Origin of the sequence: Amycolatopsis saalfeldensis (assembly GCF_900110575.1) — a bacterium.
GTDB lineage: Bacteria > Actinomycetota > Actinomycetes > Mycobacteriales > Pseudonocardiaceae > Amycolatopsis > Amycolatopsis saalfeldensis.
This window is the reverse complement of record NZ_FOEF01000021.1, coordinates 107198-132511: the sequence shown is the minus strand read 5'-3', so window position 1 is coordinate 132511 and position 25314 is coordinate 107198. Positions and strand designations below refer to the sequence as shown.

General features: G+C 71.6%; 31 protein-coding genes. 20 read left to right on the top strand and 11 right to left on the bottom strand.

Going from position 1 to position 25314, the window contains the following annotated elements:
• Together BMY97_RS36085 and BMY97_RS36080 are read right to left on the bottom strand one after the other, a co-directional pair.
• Nucleotides 1–999 carry a cytochrome d ubiquinol oxidase subunit II gene (locus BMY97_RS36085; protein ID WP_091626261.1) on the bottom strand — a complete coding sequence of 333 codons (999 nt, stop codon included), beginning with the start codon at nt 997–999 and terminating at the stop codon, nt 1–3.
• A 2-nt stretch (nt 1000–1001) separates the two neighbouring features.
• Nucleotides 1002–2168, bottom strand: a complete 1167-nt coding sequence (locus BMY97_RS36080) for a cytochrome ubiquinol oxidase subunit I (RefSeq protein WP_091626259.1) — start codon at nt 2166–2168, stop codon at nt 1002–1004.
• Nucleotides 2169–2307: 139 nt separating this feature from the next.
• Between BMY97_RS36080 and BMY97_RS36075 the strand changes: the two genes are divergently transcribed.
• The 5 genes from BMY97_RS36075 to BMY97_RS36055 are packed head-to-tail and all read left to right on the top strand — an operon-like array spanning nt 2308 to nt 4651.
• Nucleotides 2308–2631: a helix-turn-helix transcriptional regulator gene (locus BMY97_RS36075; RefSeq protein WP_091626256.1), complete on the top strand. Its 324-nt coding sequence runs from the start codon at nt 2308–2310 to the stop codon at nt 2629–2631.
• Between the two features lie 2 nt (nt 2632–2633).
• The gene (locus BMY97_RS47375; protein ID WP_091626430.1) at nt 2634–3302 is read left to right on the top strand and encodes a permease prefix domain 1-containing protein; all 669 of its coding nucleotides are present in this window, start codon (nt 2634–2636) and stop codon (nt 3300–3302) included.
• Complete coding sequence (locus BMY97_RS36065) at nt 3299–3628, top strand: DivIVA domain-containing protein (protein ID WP_091626253.1); 330 nt, start codon at nt 3299–3301, stop codon at nt 3626–3628. Before BMY97_RS47375 ends, BMY97_RS36065 begins: the two co-directional genes overlap by 4 nt.
• The gene (locus tag BMY97_RS36060; protein WP_091626251.1) at nt 3621–4076 is read left to right on the top strand and encodes an SRPBCC family protein; all 456 of its coding nucleotides are present in this window, start codon (nt 3621–3623) and stop codon (nt 4074–4076) included. Before BMY97_RS36065 ends, BMY97_RS36060 begins: the two co-directional genes overlap by 8 nt.
• Nucleotides 4077–4081: 5 nt before the next feature.
• On the top strand, nt 4082–4651 hold the full coding sequence (locus BMY97_RS36055) for a DNA-3-methyladenine glycosylase I (RefSeq protein WP_091626248.1): 570 nt from the start codon (nt 4082–4084) through the stop codon (nt 4649–4651).
• A gap of 41 nt (nt 4652–4692) precedes the next feature.
• Here BMY97_RS36055 and BMY97_RS36050 read toward each other — a convergent pair whose 3' ends face one another.
• Nucleotides 4693–5487, bottom strand: a complete 795-nt coding sequence (locus BMY97_RS36050; protein WP_091626245.1) for an enoyl-CoA hydratase-related protein — start codon at nt 5485–5487, stop codon at nt 4693–4695.
• 198 nt (nt 5488–5685) lie between these two features.
• Between BMY97_RS36050 and BMY97_RS36045 the strand changes: the two genes are divergently transcribed.
• On the top strand, nt 5686–5853 hold the full coding sequence (locus tag BMY97_RS36045; protein WP_091294302.1) for a DUF3117 domain-containing protein: 168 nt from the start codon (nt 5686–5688) through the stop codon (nt 5851–5853).
• Nucleotides 5854–5943: 90 nt separating this feature from the next.
• The gene (locus tag BMY97_RS36040) at nt 5944–7392 is read left to right on the top strand and encodes a leucyl aminopeptidase family protein (RefSeq protein ID WP_091626242.1); all 1449 of its coding nucleotides are present in this window, start codon (nt 5944–5946) and stop codon (nt 7390–7392) included.
• A gap of 11 nt (nt 7393–7403) precedes the next feature.
• Here the strand turns inward: BMY97_RS36040 and BMY97_RS36035 are convergent, their stop codons facing one another.
• Entirely contained in the window at nt 7404–8321 is a 918-nt protein-coding gene (locus tag BMY97_RS36035) for a LysR family transcriptional regulator (RefSeq protein ID WP_091626240.1), read from the bottom strand.
• 68 nt (nt 8322–8389) lie between these two features.
• On the opposite strand from BMY97_RS36035, the gene BMY97_RS36030 reads away from it, so the two are divergent.
• Complete coding sequence (locus BMY97_RS36030; protein ID WP_245787683.1) at nt 8390–9592, top strand: MFS transporter; 1203 nt, start codon at nt 8390–8392, stop codon at nt 9590–9592.
• 1 nt (nt 9593) lies between these two features.
• On the opposite strand, the gene BMY97_RS36025 is transcribed toward BMY97_RS36030, so the two are convergent.
• On the bottom strand, nt 9594–10247 hold the full coding sequence (locus tag BMY97_RS36025; RefSeq protein ID WP_091626235.1) for an O-methyltransferase: 654 nt from the start codon (nt 10245–10247) through the stop codon (nt 9594–9596).
• 190 nt (nt 10248–10437) lie between these two features.
• On the opposite strand from BMY97_RS36025, the gene sigE reads away from it, so the two are divergent.
• The 5 genes from sigE to BMY97_RS36000 all read left to right on the top strand — a co-directional run bounded on the left by sigE (nt 10438) and on the right by BMY97_RS36000 (nt 14490).
• On the top strand, nt 10438–11055 hold the full coding sequence (gene sigE, locus BMY97_RS36020) for an RNA polymerase sigma factor SigE (RefSeq protein ID WP_091626232.1): 618 nt from the start codon (nt 10438–10440) through the stop codon (nt 11053–11055).
• Entirely contained in the window at nt 11052–11717 is a 666-nt protein-coding gene (locus BMY97_RS36015) for a zf-HC2 domain-containing protein (protein WP_091626229.1), read from the top strand. Before sigE ends, BMY97_RS36015 begins: the two co-directional genes overlap by 4 nt.
• Nucleotides 11718–11921: 204 nt before the next feature.
• Nucleotides 11922–13445 carry a trypsin-like peptidase domain-containing protein gene (locus tag BMY97_RS36010; RefSeq protein WP_091626226.1) on the top strand — a complete coding sequence of 508 codons (1524 nt, stop codon included), beginning with the start codon at nt 11922–11924 and terminating at the stop codon, nt 13443–13445.
• An 87-nt stretch (nt 13446–13532) separates the two neighbouring features.
• On the top strand, nt 13533–13964 hold the full coding sequence (gene tatB, locus BMY97_RS36005; protein WP_091626224.1) for a Sec-independent protein translocase protein TatB: 432 nt from the start codon (nt 13533–13535) through the stop codon (nt 13962–13964).
• 73 nt (nt 13965–14037) lie between these two features.
• Nucleotides 14038–14490, top strand: coding sequence for a cupredoxin domain-containing protein (locus BMY97_RS36000; RefSeq protein WP_091626221.1), 453 nt, complete (start codon nt 14038–14040; stop codon nt 14488–14490).
• A gap of 4 nt (nt 14491–14494) precedes the next feature.
• Here the strand turns inward: BMY97_RS36000 and BMY97_RS35995 are convergent, their stop codons facing one another.
• The 4 genes from BMY97_RS35995 to BMY97_RS35980 form a co-directional block, all read right to left on the bottom strand.
• Nucleotides 14495–15640 carry an Mrp/NBP35 family ATP-binding protein gene (locus tag BMY97_RS35995; RefSeq protein ID WP_091626219.1) on the bottom strand — a complete coding sequence of 382 codons (1146 nt, stop codon included), beginning with the start codon at nt 15638–15640 and terminating at the stop codon, nt 14495–14497.
• A 36-nt stretch (nt 15641–15676) separates the two neighbouring features.
• On the bottom strand, nt 15677–16174 hold the full coding sequence (locus tag BMY97_RS35990; protein WP_091626216.1) for a DUF1003 domain-containing protein: 498 nt from the start codon (nt 16172–16174) through the stop codon (nt 15677–15679).
• Nucleotides 16167–17495, bottom strand: coding sequence for a magnesium transporter MgtE N-terminal domain-containing protein (locus BMY97_RS35985; protein WP_091626214.1), 1329 nt, complete (start codon nt 17493–17495; stop codon nt 16167–16169). The genes BMY97_RS35990 and BMY97_RS35985 overlap by 8 nt, the downstream gene beginning before the upstream one ends.
• A 72-nt stretch (nt 17496–17567) precedes the next feature.
• Nucleotides 17568–18464 carry an aminoglycoside phosphotransferase family protein gene (locus BMY97_RS35980; RefSeq protein WP_091626211.1) on the bottom strand — a complete coding sequence of 299 codons (897 nt, stop codon included), beginning with the start codon at nt 18462–18464 and terminating at the stop codon, nt 17568–17570.
• A 94-nt stretch (nt 18465–18558) separates the two neighbouring features.
• Here BMY97_RS35980 and BMY97_RS35975 point away from each other — a divergent pair, with 94 nt between their 5' ends.
• Nucleotides 18559–19524 (top strand): slipin family protein, encoded by a 966-nt coding sequence (locus BMY97_RS35975; RefSeq protein WP_091626208.1) that lies wholly within the window; start codon nt 18559–18561, stop codon nt 19522–19524.
• A 7-nt stretch (nt 19525–19531) separates the two neighbouring features.
• On the opposite strand, the gene BMY97_RS35970 is transcribed toward BMY97_RS35975, so the two are convergent.
• Nucleotides 19532–20251: a DUF4190 domain-containing protein gene (locus tag BMY97_RS35970; RefSeq protein ID WP_091626206.1), complete on the bottom strand. Its 720-nt coding sequence runs from the start codon at nt 20249–20251 to the stop codon at nt 19532–19534.
• Nucleotides 20252–20297: 46 nt separating this feature from the next.
• Nucleotides 20298–20612: a DUF4190 domain-containing protein gene (locus tag BMY97_RS35965; RefSeq protein ID WP_091626203.1), complete on the bottom strand. Its 315-nt coding sequence runs from the start codon at nt 20610–20612 to the stop codon at nt 20298–20300.
• A gap of 160 nt (nt 20613–20772) precedes the next feature.
• On the opposite strand from BMY97_RS35965, the gene BMY97_RS35960 reads away from it, so the two are divergent.
• From BMY97_RS35960 to BMY97_RS35945, 6 genes are all read left to right on the top strand, one after another.
• Nucleotides 20773–21969, top strand: a complete 1197-nt coding sequence (locus BMY97_RS35960) for an acyl-CoA dehydrogenase family protein (protein ID WP_091626200.1) — start codon at nt 20773–20775, stop codon at nt 21967–21969.
• Nucleotides 21970–22155: 186 nt separating this feature from the next.
• The gene (locus BMY97_RS47370) at nt 22156–22596 is read left to right on the top strand and encodes a hypothetical protein (protein ID WP_177231697.1); all 441 of its coding nucleotides are present in this window, start codon (nt 22156–22158) and stop codon (nt 22594–22596) included.
• Nucleotides 22597–22657: 61 nt separating this feature from the next.
• Entirely contained in the window at nt 22658–22852 is a 195-nt protein-coding gene (locus BMY97_RS47890; RefSeq protein WP_218156955.1) for a hypothetical protein, read from the top strand.
• On the top strand, nt 22824–23225 hold the full coding sequence (locus BMY97_RS35955; RefSeq protein ID WP_218156954.1) for an alpha/beta fold hydrolase: 402 nt from the start codon (nt 22824–22826) through the stop codon (nt 23223–23225). Before BMY97_RS47890 ends, BMY97_RS35955 begins: the two co-directional genes overlap by 29 nt.
• 120 nt (nt 23226–23345) lie before the next feature.
• Nucleotides 23346–23870 (top strand): YflT domain-containing protein, encoded by a 525-nt coding sequence (locus BMY97_RS35950; RefSeq protein ID WP_091626196.1) that lies wholly within the window; start codon nt 23346–23348, stop codon nt 23868–23870.
• A 123-nt stretch (nt 23871–23993) separates the two neighbouring features.
• A complete protein-coding gene (locus BMY97_RS35945; RefSeq protein ID WP_143086378.1) occupies nt 23994–25163 on the top strand; it encodes a glycosyltransferase in 1170 nt (389 codons plus the stop codon).
• Nucleotides 25164–25314 lie beyond the last annotated feature (151 nt).

Below are 25314 nucleotides of genomic sequence, written 5' to 3'. Positions count from 1 at the left end.
CTAGAAGTGCAGCAGCGAGCCGCGGTCGACCGGTGCGCGGTTCATCCGCCAGGTCAGCCACTGCACCACGATCAGCAGCAGCACCGACGGCACCGCGAACCAGGCCAGCAGCGCCGCCGTCTCGGGCGCGGTGGCCGCGGCGTCCACGGTCAGCGCGTACGCCGGGTCCACACTGGACGTCAGCACTGTCGGGAACCGGAGCACGCCCACGAGCAGCGCCGGTGTCGCGGACAGCAGCATCACCGCGGGCAGCGCGAGCCGGCTCCGGCCGGTCCGAAGTCCGAAGAGGACAGTGGCGAACGCGGCGAACGCGAGCAACGTCACCACCGGCGCGAGCCACGACGCGCCGTGCACCACGATCGTGCCCCAGACCGTCGCGATCAGCAGGAAACCGCCCACCGGCAGGGCCGCCGAGCGGGCCAGCCGCAGCGCGCGTCCGGTGAGCTCGGCCGGGCCCCGCACCGCGAGGAAAACCGCGCCCTGCAAGCAGAACAGGGCCACGAAGCCGAGGCCCCACAGCACGGCGTACGGGGTGAAGAGCGCAAGGACGTCGTCCACCGGGCCGCCGTGCGCGTCCACGGGCAGGCCCAGCACCAGGTTGCCGAGGAACAGCCCCCACGAGACCGCCGTGACCAGCGCGCCCGCCGTGATGCCGAACGACCAGGGGCCGCGGCGCGCGCCCGGCCGCCGGCTGCGCAGCTGTACCGACGCGGTGAACGTCACCAGCCCCAGCAGCAGGACCACCACCAGCGCGTACGCCCCGGCGAAGACCTTGCCCTCCAGGTGCGGGAACGCGCCGAACAGGACCCCGACCGCGGCGACCAGCCACACCTCGTTGGCCAGGAAAAACGGCCCCAGCGCACCGAGCGCCCGCCGTGCCCGGGGCTCGTCGGCGCGCCCGAGCCCGGGCAGCAGCAGCCCGACGCCGTAGTCGTAGCCGGCCAGGCCGAAGTAGCCGCCGAGCAGCAGGCCCAGCCCGCACCACCAGAAGGTCGCCATGGTCAGACTCCACTCAGGACGGGCAGTTCGGGCTCGGCCGGTGCCGACGCGGATTCCGGGCCGCGGCGCGCGATCCGGGCCAGCAGCACCCAGTCGGCCACCGCGAGAATGAGGAACAGCAGCGAGAAAGCGATGAAGGAGAACAGGATCTGGCCCGCGCCGACCCCGGCGAGCGCGTCCGCGGTGCGCAGCTTCCCCCAGATCAGCCACGGCTGACGGCCGACCTCCCGCACGAGCCAGCCGCAGATCGCGGCGGCGAACGGCAGCGCGATCGCGGGCACCATCAGGTACAGCAGCGGCCGGGCGCGGGTCAGCCAGTTCCGGAACAGCAGCACCGTGCCGGCCAGCGAGCACAGCAGCGCGAGGAAGCCGACGCCGATCATCAGTCCCAGCGGCAGCCCGACACTGGCCTGGCCCAGCTTGCCCGGCTGGTACATCTTCAGCTCGCCGAACTGCGCGAAGCCCTGGTTGACCGTGAGGATGCTGCCGGCCAACGCCGTCAGCACGCCGATCCGCATCGAGCGGCGGAAGAACTCGATCTCCGTGGTGCGCTTGAGGAAGTGGTACGCGCTCACCCCCGTCACGAAGAAGCCGCCGGTCAGCAGCGCCGCCGAGAGCAGGTGCGGCAGCGACGACACGAGCGCCGGGTTGGTGAACAGCGCGCCGAAGCTGTCGAGCCGCAGCACGCCGCCCTGGACGTGGCTGCCGACCGGGTCCTGGAGGAACGAGTTGGTCACCATGATGAACAGCGTCGAGGCGTACGCGGTGAGCGCGACGAGCCAGACCAGCGCCAGGTGCACCCACTTGTTCAGCCGGCCCCAGCCGAAGATCCACAATCCCAGGAAGGTGGACTCGAGGAAGAACGCCACCAGCGTCTCGATCGCCAGTGGCGCGCCGAAGACGTCTCCGGCGAATGCGGACAGTCCGGTCCAAGTGAGTCCGAACTGGAATTCCATCACGATTCCGGTGGCGATGCCCAGCGCGTAATTGATCACGTACAGCCGGCCCCAGAACCGGGTCATCCTGGCCAGCTCGGGCTTCCCGCCGAGCGCGGCGCGGGTCTGCATGATCGCCACCAGCGTGACCAGGCCCAGCGTGAGCAGCACGAACAGGAAGTGGAACGAGGTCGTCGTCGCGAACTGGAGTCTCGCGATCGGGAGTGCGTCCATGCCGCAACCCTATAGGTAGCGTGGCTACATGTAGCAAGGAAATCTATGAAGTCGGGGAAATCTCAGGGTTTCCCCGGAGGTCTTTCGAGGCCCGTTCGCATTACCCTTCCAGGGGTTGGTATGGGTAGGGTGACAACCTATGAAGGCAGACACCTTGCGCGGACACCTGGACGCGCTGTTGCTGGCGGTGCTCGATGGCCGGAAGCTGCACGGCTACGCGATCATCGAGGCGCTGTCGCTGCGCAGCGACGGTGCGCTCGACCTGCCCACCGGGACCGTGTACCCGGCCCTGCGACGGCTCGAACGGGCCGGCTACCTGGCCAGCGAGTGGGACGTCGTGGCCGGCCGGAAGCGCCGCACCTACCGCCTCACGCGGCCGGGGCAGCAGGAGCTCGCCGCCGAGCGGGCCGAATGGCAGGAGTTCACCACGGTGATCGGCGGCGTCCTGCGGGGGAGCGAGTGAACGTGATCGACGAGTACCTCGAGGACCTCGACCGGCGGCTGATCGGCTGCCGGTCGGCGAAGGCCGACCTGCTCGGGGAGGCGGGCGACGGGCTGCGCGACGCCGCGGAGGCCTATCGGGCCGGCGGCTGGTCCGACGACGAGGCCGAGCGCCGCGCCGTCGCCGACTTCGGCGAGGCGGGCGTGGTCGCCGGGGACTACCAGGCCGAGCTGAGCATGCACAGCGGGGTGCGGACGCTGTGGAAACTCATCGTCGGCATCCCGGCGATGTCGCTGGGCTGGGACTTCGCCCGGCTCCTGACCTTCGGCGACTGGACCAGGCTGTCGACGCCGAGCCCGGGCTGGTACATGGGGATCATCCAGCTGTCGCACGCGGCGATCTTCACGGTCCCGCTCGTCGGGCTGGCCACCCTGCTCGGCACACGCTGGCTCAGCCGCCGGGTCGACGGCGTCCGGCTGGCCCGGATCTGCGGCGCGCTGATCACCGTGGCGGTCGGGATCAACCTGGTCTCGATCAGCGCGCTGCTCATCGCGACGGGCGCGGTCGACCCGTCGAGGCTGTTCCTCAGCGTTCCGTGCGGGGTGCTGATGGTGGCGTGGGCGCTGCTCTCCCTGCGCCTGGTCGTGCTCGCGCGACGCGCCCGCGGCCGGTGTGCCACGATCGTCGCGTGACGACCGCGCTGATCTACCTCGTAGTCATGCTGCTGGTGGCCGCCGTGGTGTTCCTGCTCGCCGCGGTGGTGTTCGGCCGGGGCGAGGAGCTGGCCCCGCTGCCGCCGGGCAGCTCGCCCACCCGCCTGCCCGCCGAGGACATCACCGGCGAGGACGTGCAGCAGGTGCACTACCAGCTGGTGCTGCGCGGCTACAAGATGTCCGAAGTGGACTGGGTGATGCGGCGGCTGGGCGTGGAGCTGGACGGGCTGCGGGCGCGGGTCGCGGAGCTGGAGGCCCGGGAGGCGCACGAGGCGGGCGCGCAGCCGTGGGCCACCGGTGAGTGACCTGGTGCTGTCCGTCGACGTCGCGGCGCCGGCGGGGACCACCTGGCTGGCACTGACCGACTGGACGCGCCAGGGCGAGTGGATGCTCGGCACCTCGGTGCGCGTGGTCGAGGGCAACGGCCGCAGCGTGGGGTCCAAGATCGCGGCGTTCACCGGTCTCGCCGGGATCGGCTTCACGGACATGATGGAGATCACCGCCTGGGAGCCGCCGCTGCGGTGCACGGTGCGCCACCTCGGCAGCGTGGTGCAGGGCACCGGGGTGTTCCAGGTGGTGGCCAAGGGCGCGGCGCGCTGCACGTTCGTCTGGGCGGAGCATCTGAAGCTGCCGTTCGGCGTGGTCGGGCAGCTGGCCTGGCCGGTGCTGCGGCCGGCGTTCACGCTGGGGGTGCGGCAGTCGCTGCGGCAGTTCGCGCGCTTCGCCGAGGACTATTCGATAGGGGGAAGATGACGGGAATGACCGCATTGCTGGGCGAAGACGGCGTGGTCCGGTGTTCGTGGGGCAACTCGGCGCCGGACTACGCGGCCTACCACGACGAGGAGTGGGGCAGCCCGCTGCACGGCGAGGCCGAGCTGTACGAGCGGCTCTGCCTCGAGTCGTTCCAGTCCGGGCTGTCGTGGATCACGATCCTGCGCAAGCGCGAGAACTTCCGGAAGGCGTTCAAGAAGTTCCAGCCGGCGAAGGTCGCGCGCTTCGGCGAAGCGGACATCGAGCGGCTCATGCAGGACGCGTCGATCGTGCGGAACCGGGCGAAGATCCTCGCCGCGATCACCAACGCGCGCGCCATCGCCGCGTTGGACACTCCGCTGGACGAGCTGCTGTGGTCCTTCGCCCCGGCCAAGCACCGGCGGCCGAAGACGATGGCCGACGTGCCGGCGATCACCGACGAGTCCAAGGCCATGGCGAAGGACCTGAAGAAACGCGGCTTCGCCTTCCTCGGCCCGACCACCTGTTACGCGCTGATGCAGGCGACCGGCATGGTCGACGACCACGTGGCCGGCTGCTTCCGGGCCAAGCGCTCGTGAGTGGCTGCGACGGTTAGCACCGGTACAGCCACTCACGAGTCCTATTTGCCCTGGAAGTTCGGCCGGCGCTTGCCGACGAAGGCCTCGACCGCCTCGGTGTGGTCGGCGGTGGCGCCCAGCGCGGTCTGCGCCGCGTCCTCCGCGGCGAGCGCATCGTCCAGAGAGGACTGAGCGGCGACCGACAGCACGTGCTTGATCTTCGCGTACGCGACCGTCGGCCCGGCGGCCAGCTTCGCGGCCACGGACTGGGCGCGCGCGGCCAGTTCCTCGTCCGGCACGACCTCGCCGACCAGCCCGATCCGCAGCGCCTCGGCCGAGTCCACCGTGCGGGCCATCAGCATCAGCTCCGCGGCGCGACCGAGGCCGATGAGCCGCTGGAGCGTCCACGACGCACCGGAGTCCGGGCCGAGGCCGACGTTCGCGAACGCCATCAGGAAGCTCGACGAGCTCGCGGCGATCCGCAGGTCGCTGGCGTAGGCGAAGGCCGCGCCCGCACCCGCCGCGGTGCCGTTCACCGCCGCGATCACCGGCTTCGGCAGGTCCATGATCGCGTGGACGATCGGGTTGTAGTGATCGCTCACCGTGTGCAACGGCGCGGGGTCGTTGGCCTGCAGCAGTCCCACGTGCTCCTTCAGGTCCTGCCCGGCGCAGAACGCGCGGCCCGAGCCGGTGAGCACGACCGCGCGCACGTCCGCGTCTTCGGCGGCCGCGCGCAGTTCGGCGAGCAGCCGCTCCTTGAGCTCGACAGTCAGCGAGTTGTACGCCTGCGGCCGGTTCAGGGTCAGGGTGCGCACCCCGTCGGCGTCGGCGGTCAACAGGACGTCGGATGTGGTCACTGATGCTCCTCTTGGCGAAATCCCGGTTCTCCGCACCGAGTGTTTCAGCCCGGCGGGCGGCATACCAGCACCGATGCAAGGGCAAATGATCGGTCCGCGTTCGCGCCCGGCCGCTGATGAGGGACAATGGGGGCCGAGACCCGGCTGGTTTGGGAGTGCGCGACCCGGGCGCGCCGGTTGAGACGGAGGGAGCACGCTATGGCGGCCATGAAGCCCCGGACCGGAGATGGTCCCCTCGAAGTGACTAAGGAGGGGCGGGGCCTTGTGATGCGGGTGCCACTGGAGGGTGGTGGCCGGCTCGTCGTCGAGCTCTCCGCGGAAGAAGCGAAGGATCTCGGCGTGGCACTTCAGGAGGTCACCGGCTGATCCCCGGCTCCCGGCTCCGTTCATCTCCGCACCCCGGTCTCCCCTCGGAGACCGGGGTCGCGGTTCGTCTGCGCCCAAAGGTTGCCCACTGTGCGTAACTCACTACCACCCGTCCCGACGAAGCTGCCCGAGATAGAGGTCTCCGTCACCTATCGGCGCGGCGCCCCGGTCGCGCATCTCGCGACGGCACCGGACCCGGCCGGGGAGTCGCATGTGGAGCACGGCGCGAGCGGCAAGACCGGCGACGTCCACGAGGTGCCGGGCGAGGGCTCACCCCGGTGGGTGGTCGGGCTCGGCGAGGGCGCGCCGCGGGACTACCGCAAGGCGGGCGCGGCGTTCGCCCGCGCGGCCCGCGCCGCGGCGGAGGACGGGTCGGCCAAGGCCGTCCAGGTCGCGCTGCCCGCGGACGTCACCGGCGAGCAGGCCGGCGAGCTGGCCATGGGCCTGCTGCTCGGCGGCTACCGGTTCAAGGTGACCACCGAGGAGCCGAAGCCCGCGCTGACGGCCGTCCGGCTGGTGGCCGCGAGCGAGGACGCGGTGCCGGAGTACGCGGCGCAGGTGGCGCGGGTGCGGGAGCTGGCCGCGGCCGCCGCGCTGACCCGGGACCTCGCGAACACGCCGTCGAACATCAAGAATCCCGCTTGGCTGGCCAACACCGCGGCGAAGGTGGTGGGCGCGGCCGAGGGCGTGACCGTGACCGTGCGGGACGAGAAGTGGCTCGCGGACAACGGCTTCGGCGGGGTGCTCGCCGTCGGCGGCGGCTCGGCTTCGCCGCCGCGGCTGATCGAGCTGCAGTACCGGCCGCGCGGCGCGTCCTCGCACGTTCTGATGGTGGGCAAGGGCATCACCTTCGACACCGGCGGCCTGTCGATCAAGCCGGCCGACGGCATGCACCTGATGCGCACCGACATGGCGGGCGGCGCGGCCGTGATCGCCGCGGTGCGCGCGATCGCCGCGCTGAAGCTGCCGGTGCGGGTGACCGCGCTGGTGCCCGCGGCGGAGAACCACGTGTCCGGCTCGGCCTACCGCCCCGGCGACATCGTGCGCCACTACGGCGGCCGCACCACCGAGGTCGGCAACACCGACGCCGAGGGCCGGATGGTGATGGCCGACGCGCTGGCGTACGGCATCGCCGAGTACCGGCCGGACGTCGTGATCGACACCGCCACGCTGACCGGCGCGATGAAGGTCTCGCTCGGCCTGCGCACCGGCGGCCTCTTCGCGACCGACGACGAGCTGGCCGCGCGGGTCGTCGCCGCCGGCGCCCGCGTCGGCGAGGCGTGGTGGCGGATGCCGCTGGTGGAGGACTACGCGACGTCGATCCAGGGCGAGCTCGGCGACGTCCGCCAGGCCCCGGGCGGTCCCGGCGGCATCATGGCGGCGCTGTTCCTGCGCGAGTTCACGGCCGGACTGCCGTGGGCGCACCTGGACATCGCCGGCCCGGGCCGCGCGGACAAGACCTACGACGACGTGGTGCCCGGCGCGTCCGGCTTCGCCAGCCGGACCCTGGTGGAGTTCGCGGCTTCCTACGCTTCCTGACTCGTGAGTGTTCAGGACGGTTCCCACCGTCCTGAACACTCACGAGCCCTTACGTGGTCACGGAAGGCGCGCACGGCGGGCGAGACCGGTTCGCCCTTGCGCCAGGCCAGCCCGATCGTCCGGCCGACCGGCGGCAGCAACGGGACTTCCGAGACCCCGGCCGGCGCGCCCGGCTCGAAGTGGGGGAGCAGCGCGACCCCCAGCCCGGCCGCGACCAGGCCGCGCACGGTGTCCGATTCCTGGCCCTCGAAGGCGATTCTCGGGCTGAACCCGGCCGCCGCGCAGAGGTCGTCGGTGATCCGGCGGAGGCCGTAACCCGGCTCCAGCATCACGAACTCCTCGTCGGCCAGCTCCGCCATGCCGACGCCCTCGTGCCCGGCCAGCCGGTGGCCCGCCGGGACGGACAGCAGGATCGGCTGCTCGTCCAGCACCGCCGTGTCCAGCGCCGGGTCTTCGGGCACCGGGGCGAGCAGGGCCAGGTCCAGCTCGCCGCTGGAGAGCCGGTCGAGCATCTCCTGGCGTGACCCCTGCACCAGCGTGAACCGAGCGGCGGGGGCCTGGGCGCGGTAGTCGCGCAGCAGCGTCGGCACCAGCGAGCGGCCGAGCAGGTGCAGGAAGCCCAGCACGACGCGGCCGCTGCCCGGCTCGATCTCCTCCCGCGCCAGCCGCGCGCCCGCGTCGACCGGGCCCAACGCGCGTTCCGCCGCTTCCGCCAGCAGCTCGGCCGCACGGGTGAGCCGGATGCCGCGGCCGTCGGGGACCGTCAGCGGGCTGCCCAGTGCCTCGCCGAGCGCGGCCAGCCGACGGCTGATCGTCGGCTGCGGAACGGCGAGCAGTTCGGCCGCGCGTGTGACGTTCCTCGTCTCGCGCAGGGTCGCGAGCAGCAGGAGATGGGGCGCGAGCTGCGCGGTCAGGCTTTCATGCGGCATGGTATCGATTATCGCCGATGGTCGTATTGGACGTATTGATTAGCACTGCTTACTTTCAGGTCGTGACCATCACCGCTCCCACCCGACGGGTCAAGGTCGCGGTCGCCGCCGCCGGATTCACCTCCTTCGCCCTGCTCTACGCCCCTCAACCGGTGCTGCCGCAGCTCGCCGCGCAGTACCACCTCGACCCCGCCGGCGCCTCGCTCGCGGTCAGCGTGGCCACCGGCGCGCTCGCCATCTCCGTGCTGCCGATCGCGGCACTGTCCGAAGTGGTCGGTCGTCGGCCGGTGATCCTGGCGTCGGTGGTGCTTTCCTCGCTGCTGGCCCTGCTGCTGCCGCTCATGCCGTCGTACCCCCTGCTCCTGGTGCTGCGGGCGGTGCAGGGCGCCGCGATCGCGGGTTTCCCGGGCGTCGCCACGGCGTACCTCGTGGAGCGGCTCGGAAAGAAGGGCGTGGCCGCGGCCGTCGGGGCGATGATCGCGGGCAATTCCATCGGCGGCATGACCGGACGGCTCGCGACGGGCTTCGCCGCGGGCCCGCTCGGCTGGCGCGGGGCGTTGTACGTCGTGGCCGGGATTTCCTTGGTGTGCGCCGTGATCACCGTGGTCACGCTGCCGCCGTCGACCCCGCAGGCGGACGCGCGACGCCAGACCCTGCGCGACGTCGGCGCCGGGCTCGTCGCCGCCGTGCGAAAGCCGGTGCTGCTCGCCCAGTACGCCGTGGCGCTGCTCGCGATGGGCTCGTTCGTCGCGCTTTACAACGCGGCGGGCTTCCGGCTCACGGGCTCGCCGCTGAACCTGTCACCCGCCATCGCTTCGCTGGTGTTCCTGTCGTACGCGCTGGGCTCGGTCTCGTCGGCGACCGCGGGCCGGTTCGCCGCGCGGATCGGGCGCCGCCGCGCCGTGAGCGCCGCGCTGATCCTGATGGCAGTGGGCGCCGCGCTGACCATCGCGGACTCGCTGCCGATGGTCGTGCTCGGCTTCGCGGTGCTGACCTGCGCGTTCTTCGCCGCCCACTCGATCGCCAACAGCTGGGCCGCCGCCGAGGCGCCCGAGAACGCCCGCGGCCAGGTCGGCGGCACGTACACGCTCATGTACTACCTGGGCAGCAGCGTCGTCGGCTCGATCGGCAGCGCGGTCTACGGGCAGGCGGGCTGGGCGTGGCTGATCGGCGCCGTCTCCGGGTGCCTGCTGCTGGCCGTCGCCGCGGTCTGGGTGGGCACGGCCGTCCGCTCGCCCTCCCCGGCCCGCCGTGAGCTGGCGCCGCGCTGAATCAGCAGGCGGCGGCGACCAGCAGGCCGCCGCCCACCGGGAGCAGGGCCGGGACCAGCCGTTCGTCCTCGCGCATCGCGCGGGCGACCTCGCGCAGCGCGAGCGTCTCCGGGTCGCGGCGGGACGGGTCGGCGACGCGGCCGCCGGCCAGGACGTTGTGGAACGCGATGATCCCGCCGCGGCGCAGCAGGGCCACGCCCTTCTCGTAGTAGCTGGGGAACTCGATCCGCGCCGCGTCGATGAACACCAGGTCGTAGCCGCCGGGGGTGAGCCGCGGCAGCACGTCCAGCGCGCGCCCGACGATCAGCCGCGTCCGGCCCGGCGGGTAGCCCGCCTCCAGGAACGCCTTGCGCGCCGCGCGCTGGTACTCCGGCTCGAGGTCGATGGAGGTCAGGATGCCGTCCGCGGCCATGCCGCGCAGCAGGTGCAGGCCGCTGACGCCGGTGCCGGTGCCGACCTCCACGACCGCCCGCGCGGCCACCGTCGCGGCGAGGAAACGCAAGGTCGCGCCCGCCCCGGAGGCCAGTGGGGAGCAGCCGAGATCGGCCGCGCGCGCCCGCGCCGCGGCCAGTACGTCGTCGTCGGGAAGGTACCCGTCGACGTACTCGGCGCCGACCGGATCGGCTGCCGAGGCCGCATGCGTCCCGGAACTCACGCGCGAAGGTTAGCGTTGGTTGTCGATAAATACGCGAAGGCTCCCTGGTAAGCCCGCGGAAATAACTTCTCAGGCTGTTCTCAGTCCTGTCTCACTAGAACCATAGGGAGACCCGCGAGACTCAGGATCAAGCGCACGGGAACTCCGTGCACCCGGAGCACGTTGGCTGAGCAGAAGAGGAGACACGCAGATGGAGGTGCCTGCTCCCCTGATGCAGAACGCCGATATGCCCGAAGCCGAGCCGGTCGCCGTGGACGGCGGTGGCGAGGCGGCCTGGACGCCGCCCTCGTGGGACGAGATCGTGCGCGAGCACGCCGACCGGGTGTACCGGCTGGCGTACCGCCTGACCGGCAACGCCCACGACGCCGAGGACCTGACCCAGGAGACGTTCATCCGCGTCTTCCGCTCGCTGGCGTCCTACAAGCCGGGCACCTTCGAGGGCTGGCTGCACCGGATCACCACGAACCTGTTCCTCGACATGGCGCGCCGCCGGTCCCGGGTGCGCATGGAGGGGCTGCCGGACGACACGGACCGGATCGTCGGCGACGACCCGAGCCCGGAGCAGGTCTACACCGACACGCACCTGGACCCGGACCTGCAGGAGGCGCTCGACGAGCTGCCCCCGGAGTTCCGCGCCGCTGTCGTGCTGTGTGACGTCGAAGGCCTTTCCTACGAGGAGATCGGCGCGACGCTCGGCGTCAAGCTGGGCACTGTCCGCAGCCGGATCCACCGTGGCCGCCAGGCGCTGCGCGCCTCGCTCGAGCGCCGTCGCGCGCAGCGGGACGAGTCTGCGAAGGTGTCGGTATGACCGCACCGCGAGGTTGGGGACTCCCCGAGTCGCACCTGCTACCGGACGTAGTCGTCGCGTTCGTCGACGGCGAGCTTTCGCTGGGCCCGCAGGACCGGGCCGCCTCGCATATCGCGCGCTGCCCCGGCTGCGCGGCCGAGGTGGCCGCCCAGCGGCAGGCCGTCGCGGCGGTCAAGCGCGCCGGCGACCCCTCCATGTCGGCCGGGTTCCTGGCCAGCCTCCGCTCCATCCCGGAGCACACCGACCTGCCCAGCTCACCCGACAACCTGGCGGTGACGGCCGACGGCCAGCTGGTCGCCATCCAGCGTCCCGACCGCGTCGCCGGCCTGCGGGAGAGCGGCGTGTTCGGTGGCACCCCGTTGGGCTCGACCGCGCCGCTCGGGCACTCGTCCACAGTGCTCGGCGGCGGCCGGTTCACCTTCAGCCGCAAGAAGGCGGCCCAGGGCGCGGGCGTGGTCGTCTCGGGACTGGTGCTGAGCGCGCTGGCCCTGGTGGGGACGTCGGCGGACAGCGGTGAGGGCTCGACCGACCCGAGCCCCCAGCCGCCGCCGAACGCGAACCTGCTGCCCGCCCAGATGGGGGTGCAGCCGCTGCTGTCGCCCACGTCGACCTCGGTCCGGCCGGTGAGCGACACCACGACCGCGGCGGTCCCGGTCCGCTGAAGACTCTTGTCCCACCGCTGAGGGCTCGCCTGGTCGCAGGCGGGCCTTCAGCGCTTTCCGGACGACGTCGTCGCCCGACCGTGCGTCCCTTTTGTCCTTTTACCTGGTCAGACAACAGCCATTTCACCGTCGTCTCGGCAGACTCGGCGGTCTGGGCTTGGGTATCGTCGACGCCCAGCCACCTGATCTCAGCCCCGGGGAAAAATGACCGAGCAGCCTGACGCGAACCCAGCCCAGCCGGGCTCCGCCGGTGACGACCGGCTGGGCCCCCGCCCGCTGGACCGGCCCGCCGTGGATCCGGCCCAGTCCGCGGTGTTCGGCCGGCCGCGCGGAGTCGATGGCGCGTTCGACAAGCTCTACACCCCGGCGTCCAACGGCAGCCAGAACCTGAGCCTCGCGCCGCCCGCGCCCGAATCGCTGGCGGAGGCGTTCCGGCGCCCGCCGGGGTCCGAAGGCGTGCTGCTGGAGCGTCCGCGTGAGGCCACCGGCGACGCGGCCGCCGCCGAGCCTCCCCTGTGGACGGACGGCAAGGACCCGTGGCGCGACCCGGCCGCGGGCGCCGTGCTCGCCGGTCCCGCCGTGCCGGCCGAGGACGAGCCGAAGCCCGGCAAGCGCCCGGCCGGCGCGTTGCTGAGCCTGCCCGAGGTGCTGTTCGGCCGCCGGGTGCAGACGAAGGCGCTGGTGCTGCTCGGTGTGGTCGCGCTGCTCGTCGGCGCGGTCGGCGGGCTGGTCGGCTGGTGGGTGGCCGACACCGGGTCCGCGCTGACCGGCAGCGCCACGATCTCCGAGGCCGACGCGGCCAAGGAGCGCCCGCCGGGCTCGGTCGCCGACATCGCCAAGCGCGTCTCGCCCGCCGTCGTCTCACTCGAGGTCTTCAAGCCCGGCGCGGATTCCGGCGAGCAGGGCTCCGGCGTGATGATCGACCCGCAGGGCTACATCCTGACCAACGAGCACGTGGTGACCACCGCGGTGGCCGACCCGACCGTGAAGGTCACCGCCATCTTCAACGACGGCACCCGCACCGAGGCGAAGATCGTCGGCTCGGACCAGAAGAGCGACCTCGCCGTGGTGAAGGTGAACGTCACCAATCCCGTGGTGCTGCAGATCGGCAAGTCCTCCGGGCTGCAGGTGGGTGACGCCGTGATCGCCGTCGGCTCGCCGCTGGCGCTGCAGAACACCGTCACCTCCGGCATCGTCAGCGCGCTGGACCGGCCCATCACCGCGGGCGGCGACAACGGCACGCCCCCGGTGACCTACGAGGCGATCCAGACCGACGCGGCGATCAACCACGGCAACTCCGGCGGCGCGCTCGTCGACTCCACCGGCGCGCTGGTGGGCATCAACTCCTCGATCCGCTCGTCCAGCGCTGACGGCGGCAGCATCGGCATCGGCTTCGCCATCCCGAGCGACTACGCGATCAAGATCGCCAAGGCGCTGATCAAGGACGGCAAGGTGACCCACGCGGACATCGGCATCAACGCCTCGTCCACGGTCACCGGCTCGGCCACGATGGGCGCGCAGGTGAAGAACGTCGCGCCGAACGGCCCGGCCGCGGCCGCGGGGATCAAGGAGGGCGACGTGATCACGAAGATCGGCGACCGCCCGGTCCGCGACTCCGCCGAGCTGACCGTGGCCGTGCGCAACCACGACGTCGGCGAGGTCGTCCCGGTGCAGCTGGCGCGCGACGGCGCCCTGCTGGTGGTCGACGTGACCCTCGGTTCGGACTGACCGGGCGACAGGTTCGCCGTCGGGCCTGCCGGAACGCGGGGTGGCGCGGGTAGGCTGAGCCGGTAAGGCGCGAGCGGAGGTTCACGGGTGTTCGACAGTGTCGGCTGGGGCGAGATCCTCGTGCTCATCGTCGCGGGGCTCTTCATCCTCGGGCCCGAGCGCCTGCCGGAAGCGGCGTCGTGGATGGCCAAGAGCGTGCGCAAGGTCCGCGAGTTCGCCACCGGCGCCAAGGAGCAGCTGCGCGAGGAGATGGGCCCGGAGTTCGACCAGCTCCGCAAGCCGCTCGAAGACCTGCGCGGGCTGCGCAACTTCGACCCCAAGCGCGTGGTCACCCAGCACCTGTTCGACGGAGACTCGGACCCGCTCGGGCTCAGCGCGTTCAACGGGTCGAACGGATCCAACGGTGCGAACGGGTCCAACGGCGCCAACGGCTCCGGCGTGAAACCGCAGAGCATCGCCCCGCAGGCCGAGCCGCTGAAGCCGGGCGAGCGCCCGCCGGTGGACCCGGACGCCACCTGAGCTGTGCAGGCGATTGTCGATCTTCCTGGGTAGCCTCTGGGCGAAACGTCCACGGCCGCCAGGAGGTCTGAAGATGTCGCTTCGCACGGGAGTACTGGCCGGGACGGTCGCGGTCGCCGCGATGGCGCTCGCCGGCTGCACCGCCGACGACGAGCCCAGCACCGCGCCGCCGGCCACCAGCACTCCGGTCGTGACGCCCGCCGTCCCGAGTGCGTCCGCGGGCAATGCGGCGGGGGCTCAGCCGAACGGGAAGCGCGGCGTCGACGTGCTGATCACCGTCGCCTATGCGAACGGTCATGTCGCCCCGCCCGCGGGCATCGTCGACGTGCAGGTCGGCGATCAGGTGAAGATCACCGTGACCTCGGACCAGCAGCAGAACATCGATGTGCAGGGCCAGCCCGACCGCAGCGCCAACGTGGGCCCCGGGCAGCCCGCGTCCGTGAGCTGGACCGTGCTGAAGCCCGGGGACACCCAGGTTTCCCTGCGCGAGGCGAACACCGTGCTGGTCACGGTGCACGCCGCCTGAGGCGCTAGCGGCCCGCGGGGCTGACGTTCAGCATCATCCCGGCCAGGCCGCGGGCCCGGACGGTGAGCTTCTTCGCCGCTTCCTTCAGCACCAGCGAAGCGGGCGCGTCCGGCTCGGCGAGCACGATCGGCGTGCCCTCGTCGCCCTGCTCGCGCAGCCGCGGGTCGAGCGGGACCTGGCCGAGCAGCGGCACCGGTGAGCCGACGGACTTCGACAGCGAGTCGGCGACCGACTGGCCGCCGCCCGAGCCGAAGATCTCCATCCGCTCGCCCGAGGGCGTTTCGAGCCAGGACATGTTCTCGATCACCCCGGCCACGCGCTGGCGGGTCTGCATCGCGATCGCGCCCGCGCGCTCGGCCACCTCGGCGGCGGCCTGCTGCGGGGTGGTGACCACGAGGATCTCGGCGTTCGGGATCAGCTGCGCCACCGAGATCGCGATGTCACCGGTGCCCGGCGGCAGGTCCAGCAGCAGGATGTCCAGATCGCCCCAGAACACGTCGGCCAGGAACTGCTGCAACGCGCGGTGCAGCATCGGGCCGCGCCACACCACCGGCGCGTTGCCCGGGGTGAACATGCCGATGGAGATCACCTTCACGCCGTGGGACTGCGGCGGCATGATCATCGTGTCGACCTTGGTCGGCTTCTCGCGCGCGCCCAGCATGCGCGGGATCGAGTGGCCGTAGATGTCCGCGTCCACCACGCCGACGGACAGGCCGCGCTCCGCCATCGCGACGGCCAGGTTCACCGTCACCGAGGACTTCCCGACCCCGCCCTTGCCCGACGCCACGCAGTACACCCGGGTCATGGAACCGGGCTGCGCGAACGGGATCACCGGCTCGGCGGCGTCCCCGCGCAGGGACTTGCGAAGCTCGCTGCGCTGCTCGTCGTTCATCACGTCCAGCTCGACCCGCACGTCGGCGACGCCGGGGAGCTTCTTGACGGCCTCGGTGGTGTCCTTGGTCAGCGTCGCCTTGAGCGGGCAGCCGGCCACGGTGAGGTAGATGCCGACGGTGACCACACCGTCTTCGCCGACCACCACGTCCTTCACCATGCCGAGGTCGGTGATCGGCTTTTTGATTTCGGGGTCGTACACGTCCTTCAGCGCGGTGCGGACGTCGTCGACGCTGGGGAGCTGCTGTGTACTCGTCACTCAGCCCATGTTACGTACTGGTAGCGCGACGGTGTTTCACGCCTGCTTCGTCCGCCTCGGCTTGGGCTCGATGGCGAGGTCTTCGCGCAGCCGTTCCAGCTCGCTGCGCAGGTAGTCGCGGGTGGCCACCTCGCCGACCGCCAGCCGAAGCGACGCCAGCTCACGCGCCAGGTACTCGGTGTCGGCCTTGGTCTGGGCGGAGCGCTTGCGGTCCTCGTCCAGTGCGACGCGGTCACGGTCGTCCTGCCGGTTCTGCGCCAGCAGGATCAGCGGCGCGGCGTACGCGGCCTGCGTGGAGAAGGCCAGGTTCAGCAGGATGAACGGGTACGGGTCCCAGTGGAACGAGATCCCCACCAGGTTCAGCACGATCCAGACGACCACGATCAGCGTCTGCCAGAACAGGTACTTGCCGGTGCCCAGGAAGCGCGCGAGGCGCTCGGTCAGCCGGCCGAAGGTGTCCGGGTCGATGTTCAGCCGCAGCCGGGCCTGGCCGCGCGGCTGGTCGAGCCGGCGGCCGGAGGTGAGTTCAGGCACGTTCGGCCCCTTGTGGTTCGGCGGTCTCGGAAGTACCGCTGGTTTCGACGCCGTCGGCGACGTCGCGCAGGCCGGTCTCGCGCCAGCCGTCGGGCAGCAGGTGGTCCAGGACGTCGTCGACGGTGACGGCGCCCAGCAGGTGGTCCTCGGCGTCGACCACCGGGCCGCACGCGAGGTTGTACGCCGCGAAGTACCGCGTCACCTCGGGCAGCGACGCCGTCGGGGGCAACGCGGCGAGGTCGGTGTCGACGGCGCTCGCGATCAGCTCGGCCGGCGGCTCGCGCAGCAGCCGCTGGAAGTGCACCACGCCGACGAATCGCCCGGTCGGCGTCGCCGAGGGCGGACGGCAGACGAACACCATGGTGGCCAGCGCGGCGGGCAGGTCGGCGTTGCGGATGTGGGCGAGCGCCTCGGCGATCGTCGCGTCGGGGGTGAGGACCACCGGCTCCGGCGTCATCAGGCCGCCCGCGGTGTCGGGGGAGTACGCCAGCAGCCGCTTGACCGGCGCCGACTCCTCCGGCTCCATCAGCTCCAGCAGCCGCCGCTGCTCGGCCGGGGCCAGCTCGGACAGCAGGTCCGCCGCGTCGTCGGGGTTCATCGCCTCGAGGATGTCGGCGGCGCGCTCCTCGGGCAGGTAGCCGAGCAGCTCCTTCTGGTCGTCGTCGGGCAGCTCCTCGATGACGTCGGCGAGCCGCTCGTCGTCCATCGCGTCGGCCACCTCGTGCCGGCGCTTGAGCGGCAGGTCGCGCACGGTCGCGGCGACGTCGACCGCGCGCATCGTGTCGAACAGCATCAACAGCTGGCCCGCGCCCTGCGGCTGCCCGGCCAGGTCGGTGAGGCCGAGCCCGGCGACCTCGCTCCACGGCACCACGTGCATCGCCGCGCGGCGGCGGCCCAGCGCGAGGCGGGTCGAGCGTTCGCGGATCGCCAGCTTGGCCAGCACCCAGTCCCGCGTGCGGGTGGGCTCCAGCGCGGCGTCGACGACGGTGACGCGGGTATCGGTGCCGACCAGCGTCGAATGCGCGTCGAGCAGCTGCCCGCACACCAGCACTTCGTTGGGGCGCTGGGTGAAGTGGCGCATGTTCACCGAGCCGGTGGCGAGCGTCACGGCGTTCGGCTCGATCGACGTCACGCGCAGCATGGGCACGAAGACGCGCCGCCGCGTCGCCAGCTCGACCACCAGGCCGAGCACCCGCGGCGGCTGCTGGTCGAGCCGCAGGCCCGCGACGACGTCACGGACCTTCCCGATCGACTCCCCGTCGGGTCCGAATACCGGCAGACCCGCCAGCTGAGCTGCGAAAACCCTGTTCACGGCGGACATGCACCAGACACTATCGGCTGCCGCGCCGCCGCGCCCGCGCCGCGCACGCCGGTGCTCTCCGTGTCCTCTCAGTCAGGACAGCGCCCACGAAACCAGGCGGGTCAGCGACTCGTACGAGGGCCCTTCGTCGCCGAGGTCCCCGGCGTCACGCAGGTCTTCGGCGAACCACAGCTGGTTCTCGACGGAGCGGACCAGCGTCCAGGCCTTCACCCGCTCGGCGTCCAGCCCGGTGACCGCGGTCTTGTCGTCCAATATGGACTGTTCGAACCGGTTCCACAGCAGGGAGAACACCCCGTACTCGAGGTCGCCGGCGAGCGGCTTGGGGTCGATCACCAGCCACGGCTCACGCTGACCGGCGAGCACGTTCTGGTAGTGCAGGTCCTCGTTCACCAGCGCCCGGCCGGCGGACGGGCCGAGGTCGCGGCACACCTCGATCGCGGCGTCGAGATGCTTGCGGGGGAATGGTTCGCCCAGCTCGCGCCACGTCTCCGGCAGGTATTCGAGTAGCCGTTCGGCTTCGCCGCGCAACGTCCGGGCCAGCTCGGGTGGCGCGGGCACGGCCAGCCGCCGCGCCAGCCCGCTCATCACCTCGACGGCTTCGAGCAGCGGCTCGTCGTCCAGCGTCCTGGTGTGGTCGAGGCGTTCGAGCAGCATCACCCCCTCGTCGGGCGCGGACTCCAGCAGCAGCACCGAGCCGCGACCGGCCCATGTGGACAGTGCGAGCGGCTCGTACCGAGATTCCTCTTCCACCCAGCCGAGTTTGAGCGCGACCGGGGTGCCGTCCGCACGGCGCGCGGGCTGGACGACGCCGACGAAACCGTGCATCGCCTCGCCTTCCGGCGTCAGGCTCCACAACCGGGCGTACTTCTCGGCCAGGCCGGGCAAAGCCGCGAGCCAGGGCCGGCTTTCGGGGCCGAGCACCCGGGGCGCGCGGGCGGCGAAGGCGGGCGGGATCCGCAGCGGGGTCACCGGCTCAGCCTGTCAGTGGTGTCCAGTCCATTTCCCCGGTTGCGTGGCGCGCGTAGAATAGGGAATCCAGGGGCGAGGCGACCCGGGAGCTGCCATGATCGTCGAAATTCTGAGTGCGGTCGTAGTCGTGGGCGGGGTCTGGCTGGGGGCCACCGTCCGGGTCGTGAAGCAGTACGAACGCGGCCTGGTGTTCCGGTTCGGCCGGGTCCTGCCGAAGCTGCGCGGCCCGGGGCTGACCCTGCTGATGCCGGTGGCCGACCGGCTGCAGAAGGTGAACATGCAGATCGTCACCATGCCGGTGCCCGCGCAGGACGGCATCACCCGCGACAACGTCACGGTGCGCGTCGACGCGGTGGTGTACTTCAAGGTGATCGACCCGATCGTGGCCTCGGTGAACGTGCAGGACTACCGCGCCGCCGTCGGGCAGGTCGCGCAGACCTCGCTGCGCTCGATCATCGGCAAGAGCGACCTCGACGACCTGCTGTCCAACCGCGAGCGGCTCAACCAGGGCCTGGAGCTGATGATCGACAGCCCGGCGCTCGACTGGGGCATCCACATCGACCGCGTCGAGATCAAGGACGTCGCGCTGCCGGAGACGATGAAGCGCTCGATGTCCCGCCAGGCCGAGGCCGAGCGTGAGCGCCGCGCCCGGGTGATTTCCGCGGACGGCGAGCTGCAGGCGTCGTACAAGCTGTCCCAGGCGGCGGCCACGATGGCCGACACCCCGGCCGCCCTGCAGCTGCGGCTGCTGGAGACCGTGGTGCAGGTGTCTGCGGAGAAGAACTCGACCCTGGTGCTGCCGTTCCCGGTGGAGCTGCTGAGGTTCCTCGACGCGGCCACTCCTCGCCCGCCCGCGACGGCTGGGGCCGCGGCACCGGCTGCCGCGGTTGATCCGGCCGAGGCGGAACCCGCCCTGCCGGAGGGCGCAGCGCCCGAGAACGCCCTGCCGGAGTCTGCGTTGCCGGAGTCTGCACTGCCGGAGTCTGCTCAGCCGGAGACGAACGACCGGATCACCCCGTCACCCCGCAGGCCGGGCGACGCGCTCACCGAAGCGGAGTGAAGCCCGGCTAGTTGCCGAGGTAGCCGTTGACGCCCAGGATGATGATCGTCACGAAGAAACCGATGTACAGGGCCACGATCACGTAACCGATCACCACGGCGGACAGCGCGATGCCGCGGCCGCCCGCCTCGCCGCGGTTGGCCTTGCTCAGCGCGATGTGGCCCATGATGATGCCCGGGACGGCGATGAGGCAGGTCAGCAGGCCGAGCAGCGAGCACACCAGCGCGCCGATCGCGAGCCCGCTGTCCTGCGACTGCGGTGAGCCCATCGGGCCGTACGGCGAGTACGGCTGGCCGTACGGCGGCGGTCCGTAAGGCTGCCCGTACGGCTGTTGCGGCGGCGGGCCGTACGGCGACAGCTGGCCTGGCGCCGCTGCGGCCGGATAGCCCGCCGTCGCCCCGGGGTAGGGCTGGCCCGGATAGGCGGGCGGAGCGTACGCACCGGCCGGTGGCGCGGCGGACGGGTCCGAGCCGGGCGCCACGAAGGGGGCGGAGCCCACCGCCGTCGCGGAGTCCGAAGTGGACGGTGGGCTGAAGGGGCTCGGCTCGACCGTCGCGGCGAGCGGGTCGGGCAGGGCCGGGTCCGCGTCCGAAGGCGTCGAGTAGGCCGTGGCGTCACCAGCGGTGGGGTCGCTCAGCCGGTCCTGCGGCGCGACCGGCTCCGACGGCGGTGCCTGGGCAGCCGGCGACGGCTCGATCGGGTCGGCCGGGTCGGTCGGGTTGGTCATCGGGTGCCCCCTCGGGTCGTGCGGGTCTCCACCGTAGCGGGGCGCCTCAGCCGAAGGCGCCGTACTTGATCAGCTCGTGCAGGACGAACGGGATCATGATCCCCCACACCACCAGCCCGAGGTAGCCGATCACGAATCCCGCCACGGCCACCGCGCCGCCGGTCGCCGTGCCGCGGGCGTACGCGATGTGCCCCATCACGATCCCCGCGATCGCCGCCGGGGCGCAGACGATGAGTCCCGCGATCGAGCACACCAGCGAACCGATCGCGAGCCCCGCGCCGGGCCGCGGTCCCTGCGGCGGGTAGGACTGCCGCGGCAAGGGCTGGTGCTCGAACGACGGGTGCTCGTAACCCTCACTCATCAGGTGTTCCTCAAGGTCGCTTTCGACGACGGATCCGCACCTTAACGCGTGGAATGGGCCCGACGGCGTGAGCACCCTCATAGCCGGTTGGCCGGATTACCGTCATACTCGCCGGTAACCCAGCGCCGGGAGCCGGCGTCGCCCGCCGAAGGGAGCTGTGATGGCCCGCCTTGCCCAGACCGCCGGCCTGACCGACGTGCAGTCCGAGATCCTCGCGACGGTCCGTTCGTTCGTGGACAAGGAGGTCATCCCGCACGCGCAGGAGCTGGAGCACGCCGACACCTACCCGACGGAGATCGTCGAGGGCATGAAGGAGATGGGCCTGTTCGGGCTCACCATCCCGGAGGAGTACGGCGGACTCGGCGAGTCTCTGCTCACGTACGCGCTGGTGGTCGAGGAGATCGCGCGCGGCTGGATGAGCGTGTCCGGGGTGATCAACACGCACTTCATCGTCGCGCACATGATCTCCCGCCACGGCACCGAAGAGCAGAAGCAGCACTTCCTGCCGCGTATGGCGACCGGCGAGGTGCGAGGCAGCTTCTCGATGTCGGAGCCGGACCTCGGCTCGGACGTCGCGGCGATCAAGACCCGCGCCCGGCGCGACGGCGACGACTACGTGATCGACGGCGCCAAGATGTGGCTCACCAACGGCGGCAGCTCCAACCTGATCGCCCTGCTGGTGAAGACCGACGAGGGGGCCGAGAAGGCCCACCAGAACCTCACCACGTTCCTGGTCGAGAAGCCCGAGGGCTTCGGCGAGGTGGCGCCGGGGCTGACGATCCCGGGCAAGATCGAGAAGATGGGCTACAAGGGCGTCGACACCACCGAGGCCGTGTTCGACGGCTTCCGCATCGGCGCCGACAAGGTGCTCGGCGGCGCTCCCGGCAAGGGCTTCTCGTACATGATGGACGGGGTCGAGGTCGGCCGCGTGAACGTCGCGGCGCGCGCGTGCGGGATCGCGATCCGCGCGTTCGAGCTGGCCATCGACTACGCCCAGCAGCGCAAGACCTTCGGCAAGCCGATCGCCGAGCACCAGGCGATCGCGTTCAAGCTCGCGGAGATGGCCACCAAGGTCGAGGCGGCGCACCTGATGATGGTGAACGCCGCGCGGCTCAAGGATTCCGGCGCCCGCAACGACGTCGGGGCCGGCATGGCGAAGCTGATCGCGAGCGAGTACTGCGCCGAGGTCACGCAGGAGTCGTTCCGCATCCACGGCGGCTACGGCTACTCCAAGGAGTACGAGATCGAGCGGCTGATGCGAGAGGCGCCGTTCCTGCTCATCGGCGAGGGCACCAGCGAGATCCAGAAGACCATCATCAGCCGCGGCCTCCTGCGCGAGTACAAGGCGAAGTCCTAGCCACGCCGTAACCTGGAGGCGTGCTTTCCGACGTGCGTGACCCTGCCTGAAGATGGTGGTGCGCAACGCCGGCCGCGCGCGACTGTGGTCCACTAAGGACATTCCGGTGGGCGGCTGGGACCTCGCGCCGTCCGCGCAGGCGACGCCCGACCAGCTCCTGGAGCGCCACGCGATGCGCGACTGGCTGTGGCGTGCCATCGAGGACCTGTCGCCGCCCGTGCGTGCGGGATCCCCGTTGGCACGGTCCGCAGCCGGCTCAGCCAGGGGCGGGCCAAGCTCGCCGAGGCGTTGCGGGCGACGTCGGCGGTGGCGCACGAGGACGCTGGGCTGCTCGCCGCGCGCGGCCGGCAGAACGCGCTCGACACCCTCGCCGCCGCCGAGCGGGGCGAGTTCCACCGCGTGCTGGCCGACCGGTGGTCGCCTCGGGTCGTTTTCCTCGGCGGGCCGGAACCGGTGGCGAGCCGTGACCTCGTCGTCTGGGAGATGGACCTGCTGAACCCGCCGGACGACCCGGAGCACTGCCCGCCCGCGGTCACCGGGCTGATGTCGCTGGGCCAGGGGCGCGTCGCCCGGCTCCGGCTGTACCACTCGCCTATGACCACTGCCACAGCGAACGCTTCGAACTAACCGGGTCCCGGGCGCATCGTGCGGGTGTCTTCGTCCGCACCCACATCACCGGAGCACCCGCATGACCGACCGCCTCACCCCAGGCACCCACACCGTCGAGCTGGACGGCGTCCGCCAGCGCTACCACGTGCACGGCCGCGGCCCGGTGTGCCTCGCACACTCCGGCGGCCCCGGCATCACCTGGGAGTACCTGCGGATGCCCGCCGTCGCGGAGCACCTGACGGTGGTTGACGCACCCGCACGGCTACACGCGTGACCGTTACGTCCAGGCGGTCCTCGGCCTGCTGGACCACCTCGGCCTTGACCGGGCGCACTTTCTCGGCCACTCCCACGGCGGTTTCGTCGCCCAGCGCCTCGCCCTCGCCCACCCGGAGCGCGTCGCGGGCGTCGTGCACTACGACAGCGCGCCGGTCACCGGGCCCGAACACGGCGAGGAGGCGATGGCCAAGGTGCAGGAGTTCGCCGCGAGGAACGAGGGAAACCCCGAGCTGCCGGCCGTTCTCGCCGCCTTCGCCTCACTCGGCGCGCTCAGACTCGCGGCTGGTGGTGTCGAGCGCAGCGGCCACTTCGCGCACCTGGAGGAGCCCGAGGCGTTCGCGCGGGCGGTGGTGGACTTCGCCGCCCGCTGAGGCCGGCCCGGGAGGAGCCGGTGAACGGCATTCACCGGCTGCTCCGGCGTACGCGGTTCGCACGGTTCGCCGGTTCTTGACAAGATGGAGTCCCCGGTCCGGACGAGTGCGCAGGAGACGATGGTGAGCAGTCCCTTTGGCGGCGGACGGGAGCAACAACAGCGGCTGCCGCGCCTCCCGACCCCGCCCACCGGCTGGCCGATCGGCTCGTACGGCACCTACAGCGAAGCCCAGCAGGCGGTGGACTTCCTGGCCGAGAGCGAGTTCCCGGTCACCGACGTGACCATCGTCGGCGTGGACCTGATGCTCGTGGAACGGGTGATCGGCCGGATGTCGTGGGGCCGCGCGCTCGGCGCCGGCGCGGTCTCCGGCGCCTGGTTCGGCCTCTTCGCCGGCCTCCTGCTCGGCATGTTCGTGAACCAGGGCTTCCCGTTGCAACTGCTGACCGGGCTGGTGCTCGGGATACTGGCCGGTCTGCTGTTTTCCGCCCTGGGATACGGGATGTCGCGCGGCCGCCGCGATTTCTCGTCGGCGAGCCAGCTCGTCGCGGGCCGTTACGACGTGCTTTGCCAGCCGCGCACCGCCGAGCAAGGCCGCGGGCTGCTGGCCAAACTGGCGCTGAAGCCACCCGCCGCGCCCGCCTGACGCCATTCCCGGCGGTGCCGGGAATTTCCGGCGGAATTCGAGCGACGCGGCGGTTATCCTGTTTCCGATCGGCTTCGGCAAAACTGGGGGAAGGGCTCCGCGGTGCGGGTTTTGCTGACCGGCTTGCCTATTCGTTCACACCTGGTGCCCGTGGTCGTGCCGGTCGCATTGGCTTTGCGACGCGCCGGGCACGAAGTCGCCATCGCCACCGGTTCGGCGGTCGCGGAGGAGATCAGCCGGCTCGGCGTGCCGGTGCTGGTGCTGCCCCGCGCGCTCGCGCCCGAGGAGGTCGGGCGGCGGCCGGAATTGATGGCCGGCACGGGCTTTTCGCCGGAGCAGTTCCGGCAGTGGCGGCCCGAGGTGACCGGCCCGCTGTCGGTCCCGCTGTTCAACGGGTTGATGACCGCGGAGTTCGCCGGCGATCTCCTGGACGCCGCGAAAACCTGGCGGCCGGACGTGATCGTCCGCGAGACCAACGAATACGGCGGCTATCTGGCCGCGGAGGTGCTCGGCCTGCCACTGGCCGTGCTCGACATCGCGCCGCTGATCAGCCGGCTGGTGCCGGACCTGACCGAACGGCTGAACCGGCTGCGTGAAGACCTCGGCCTGCCGGCGATCGAGGAGGCCACCCACGCGTCGGGCCTGCTCACCGCGGGTCTGCTGCCGGAGCCGTGGTATCCCGAGGACCAGCGGACCCCGGGCCATCGGTACTACCGCGTGCCCGCCACGACCGACGAACAGCCGCTGGACCCGGCCATCGTGGACTTTCCCGCGGACCGGCCGTTCGTGCTGGCCGGCTTCGGTTCGAACGCGCACTCGTTGCTGGCCACCGGGTCCGAGTTGATGCGCAGCACCGTGGACGCGCTGGGTTCGCTGCCGGTACGGGCGGTGGCCGTGCTCGGCAGCGAGCAGGCCGTGGCCGCGTGGACCGGTCCCCGCCCGGCGAACGTGCACCTGGCGTCGTTCGTGCCGCAGCGCTCGCTGCTCGGCGCGTGCGACCTGTTCCTCACCCACGCGGGCTTCAGCGGGGTGCGTGAGGCGTTGTCGGCCGGCGTGCCCATGGTCGCGGTGCCGCTGTTCGCCGAGCAGCCCGAGAACGCCGCCCGGGTCCACGGGCTGGGACTGGGCGTCCACATCGATCCGGCCGGGCTCACCGCGGACGTCTTGGCCGCCGGCCTCGAACGGGTGCTCGACGAGCCGTCCTGCCGTTCGGCCGCGCGCGCCTTCCAGCGCCGCATCCTCGGCCTGCCGGCCCTCACCGCTTTCACCGATGCGCTCGAATCACTCGTTTGAGGTAGTGGGATCGCCGGAATTCCGCGCAACCCCAGAGTTTTCCGCGTTTCACCCGGCACAGGGCTGAATCGTTACCGATACTGCTTGCGGGGTGTGATCGCCCGGCATAGGTTGTCCGACACCAAGTCGGGCGGTCGCAGTTCTGCACTGC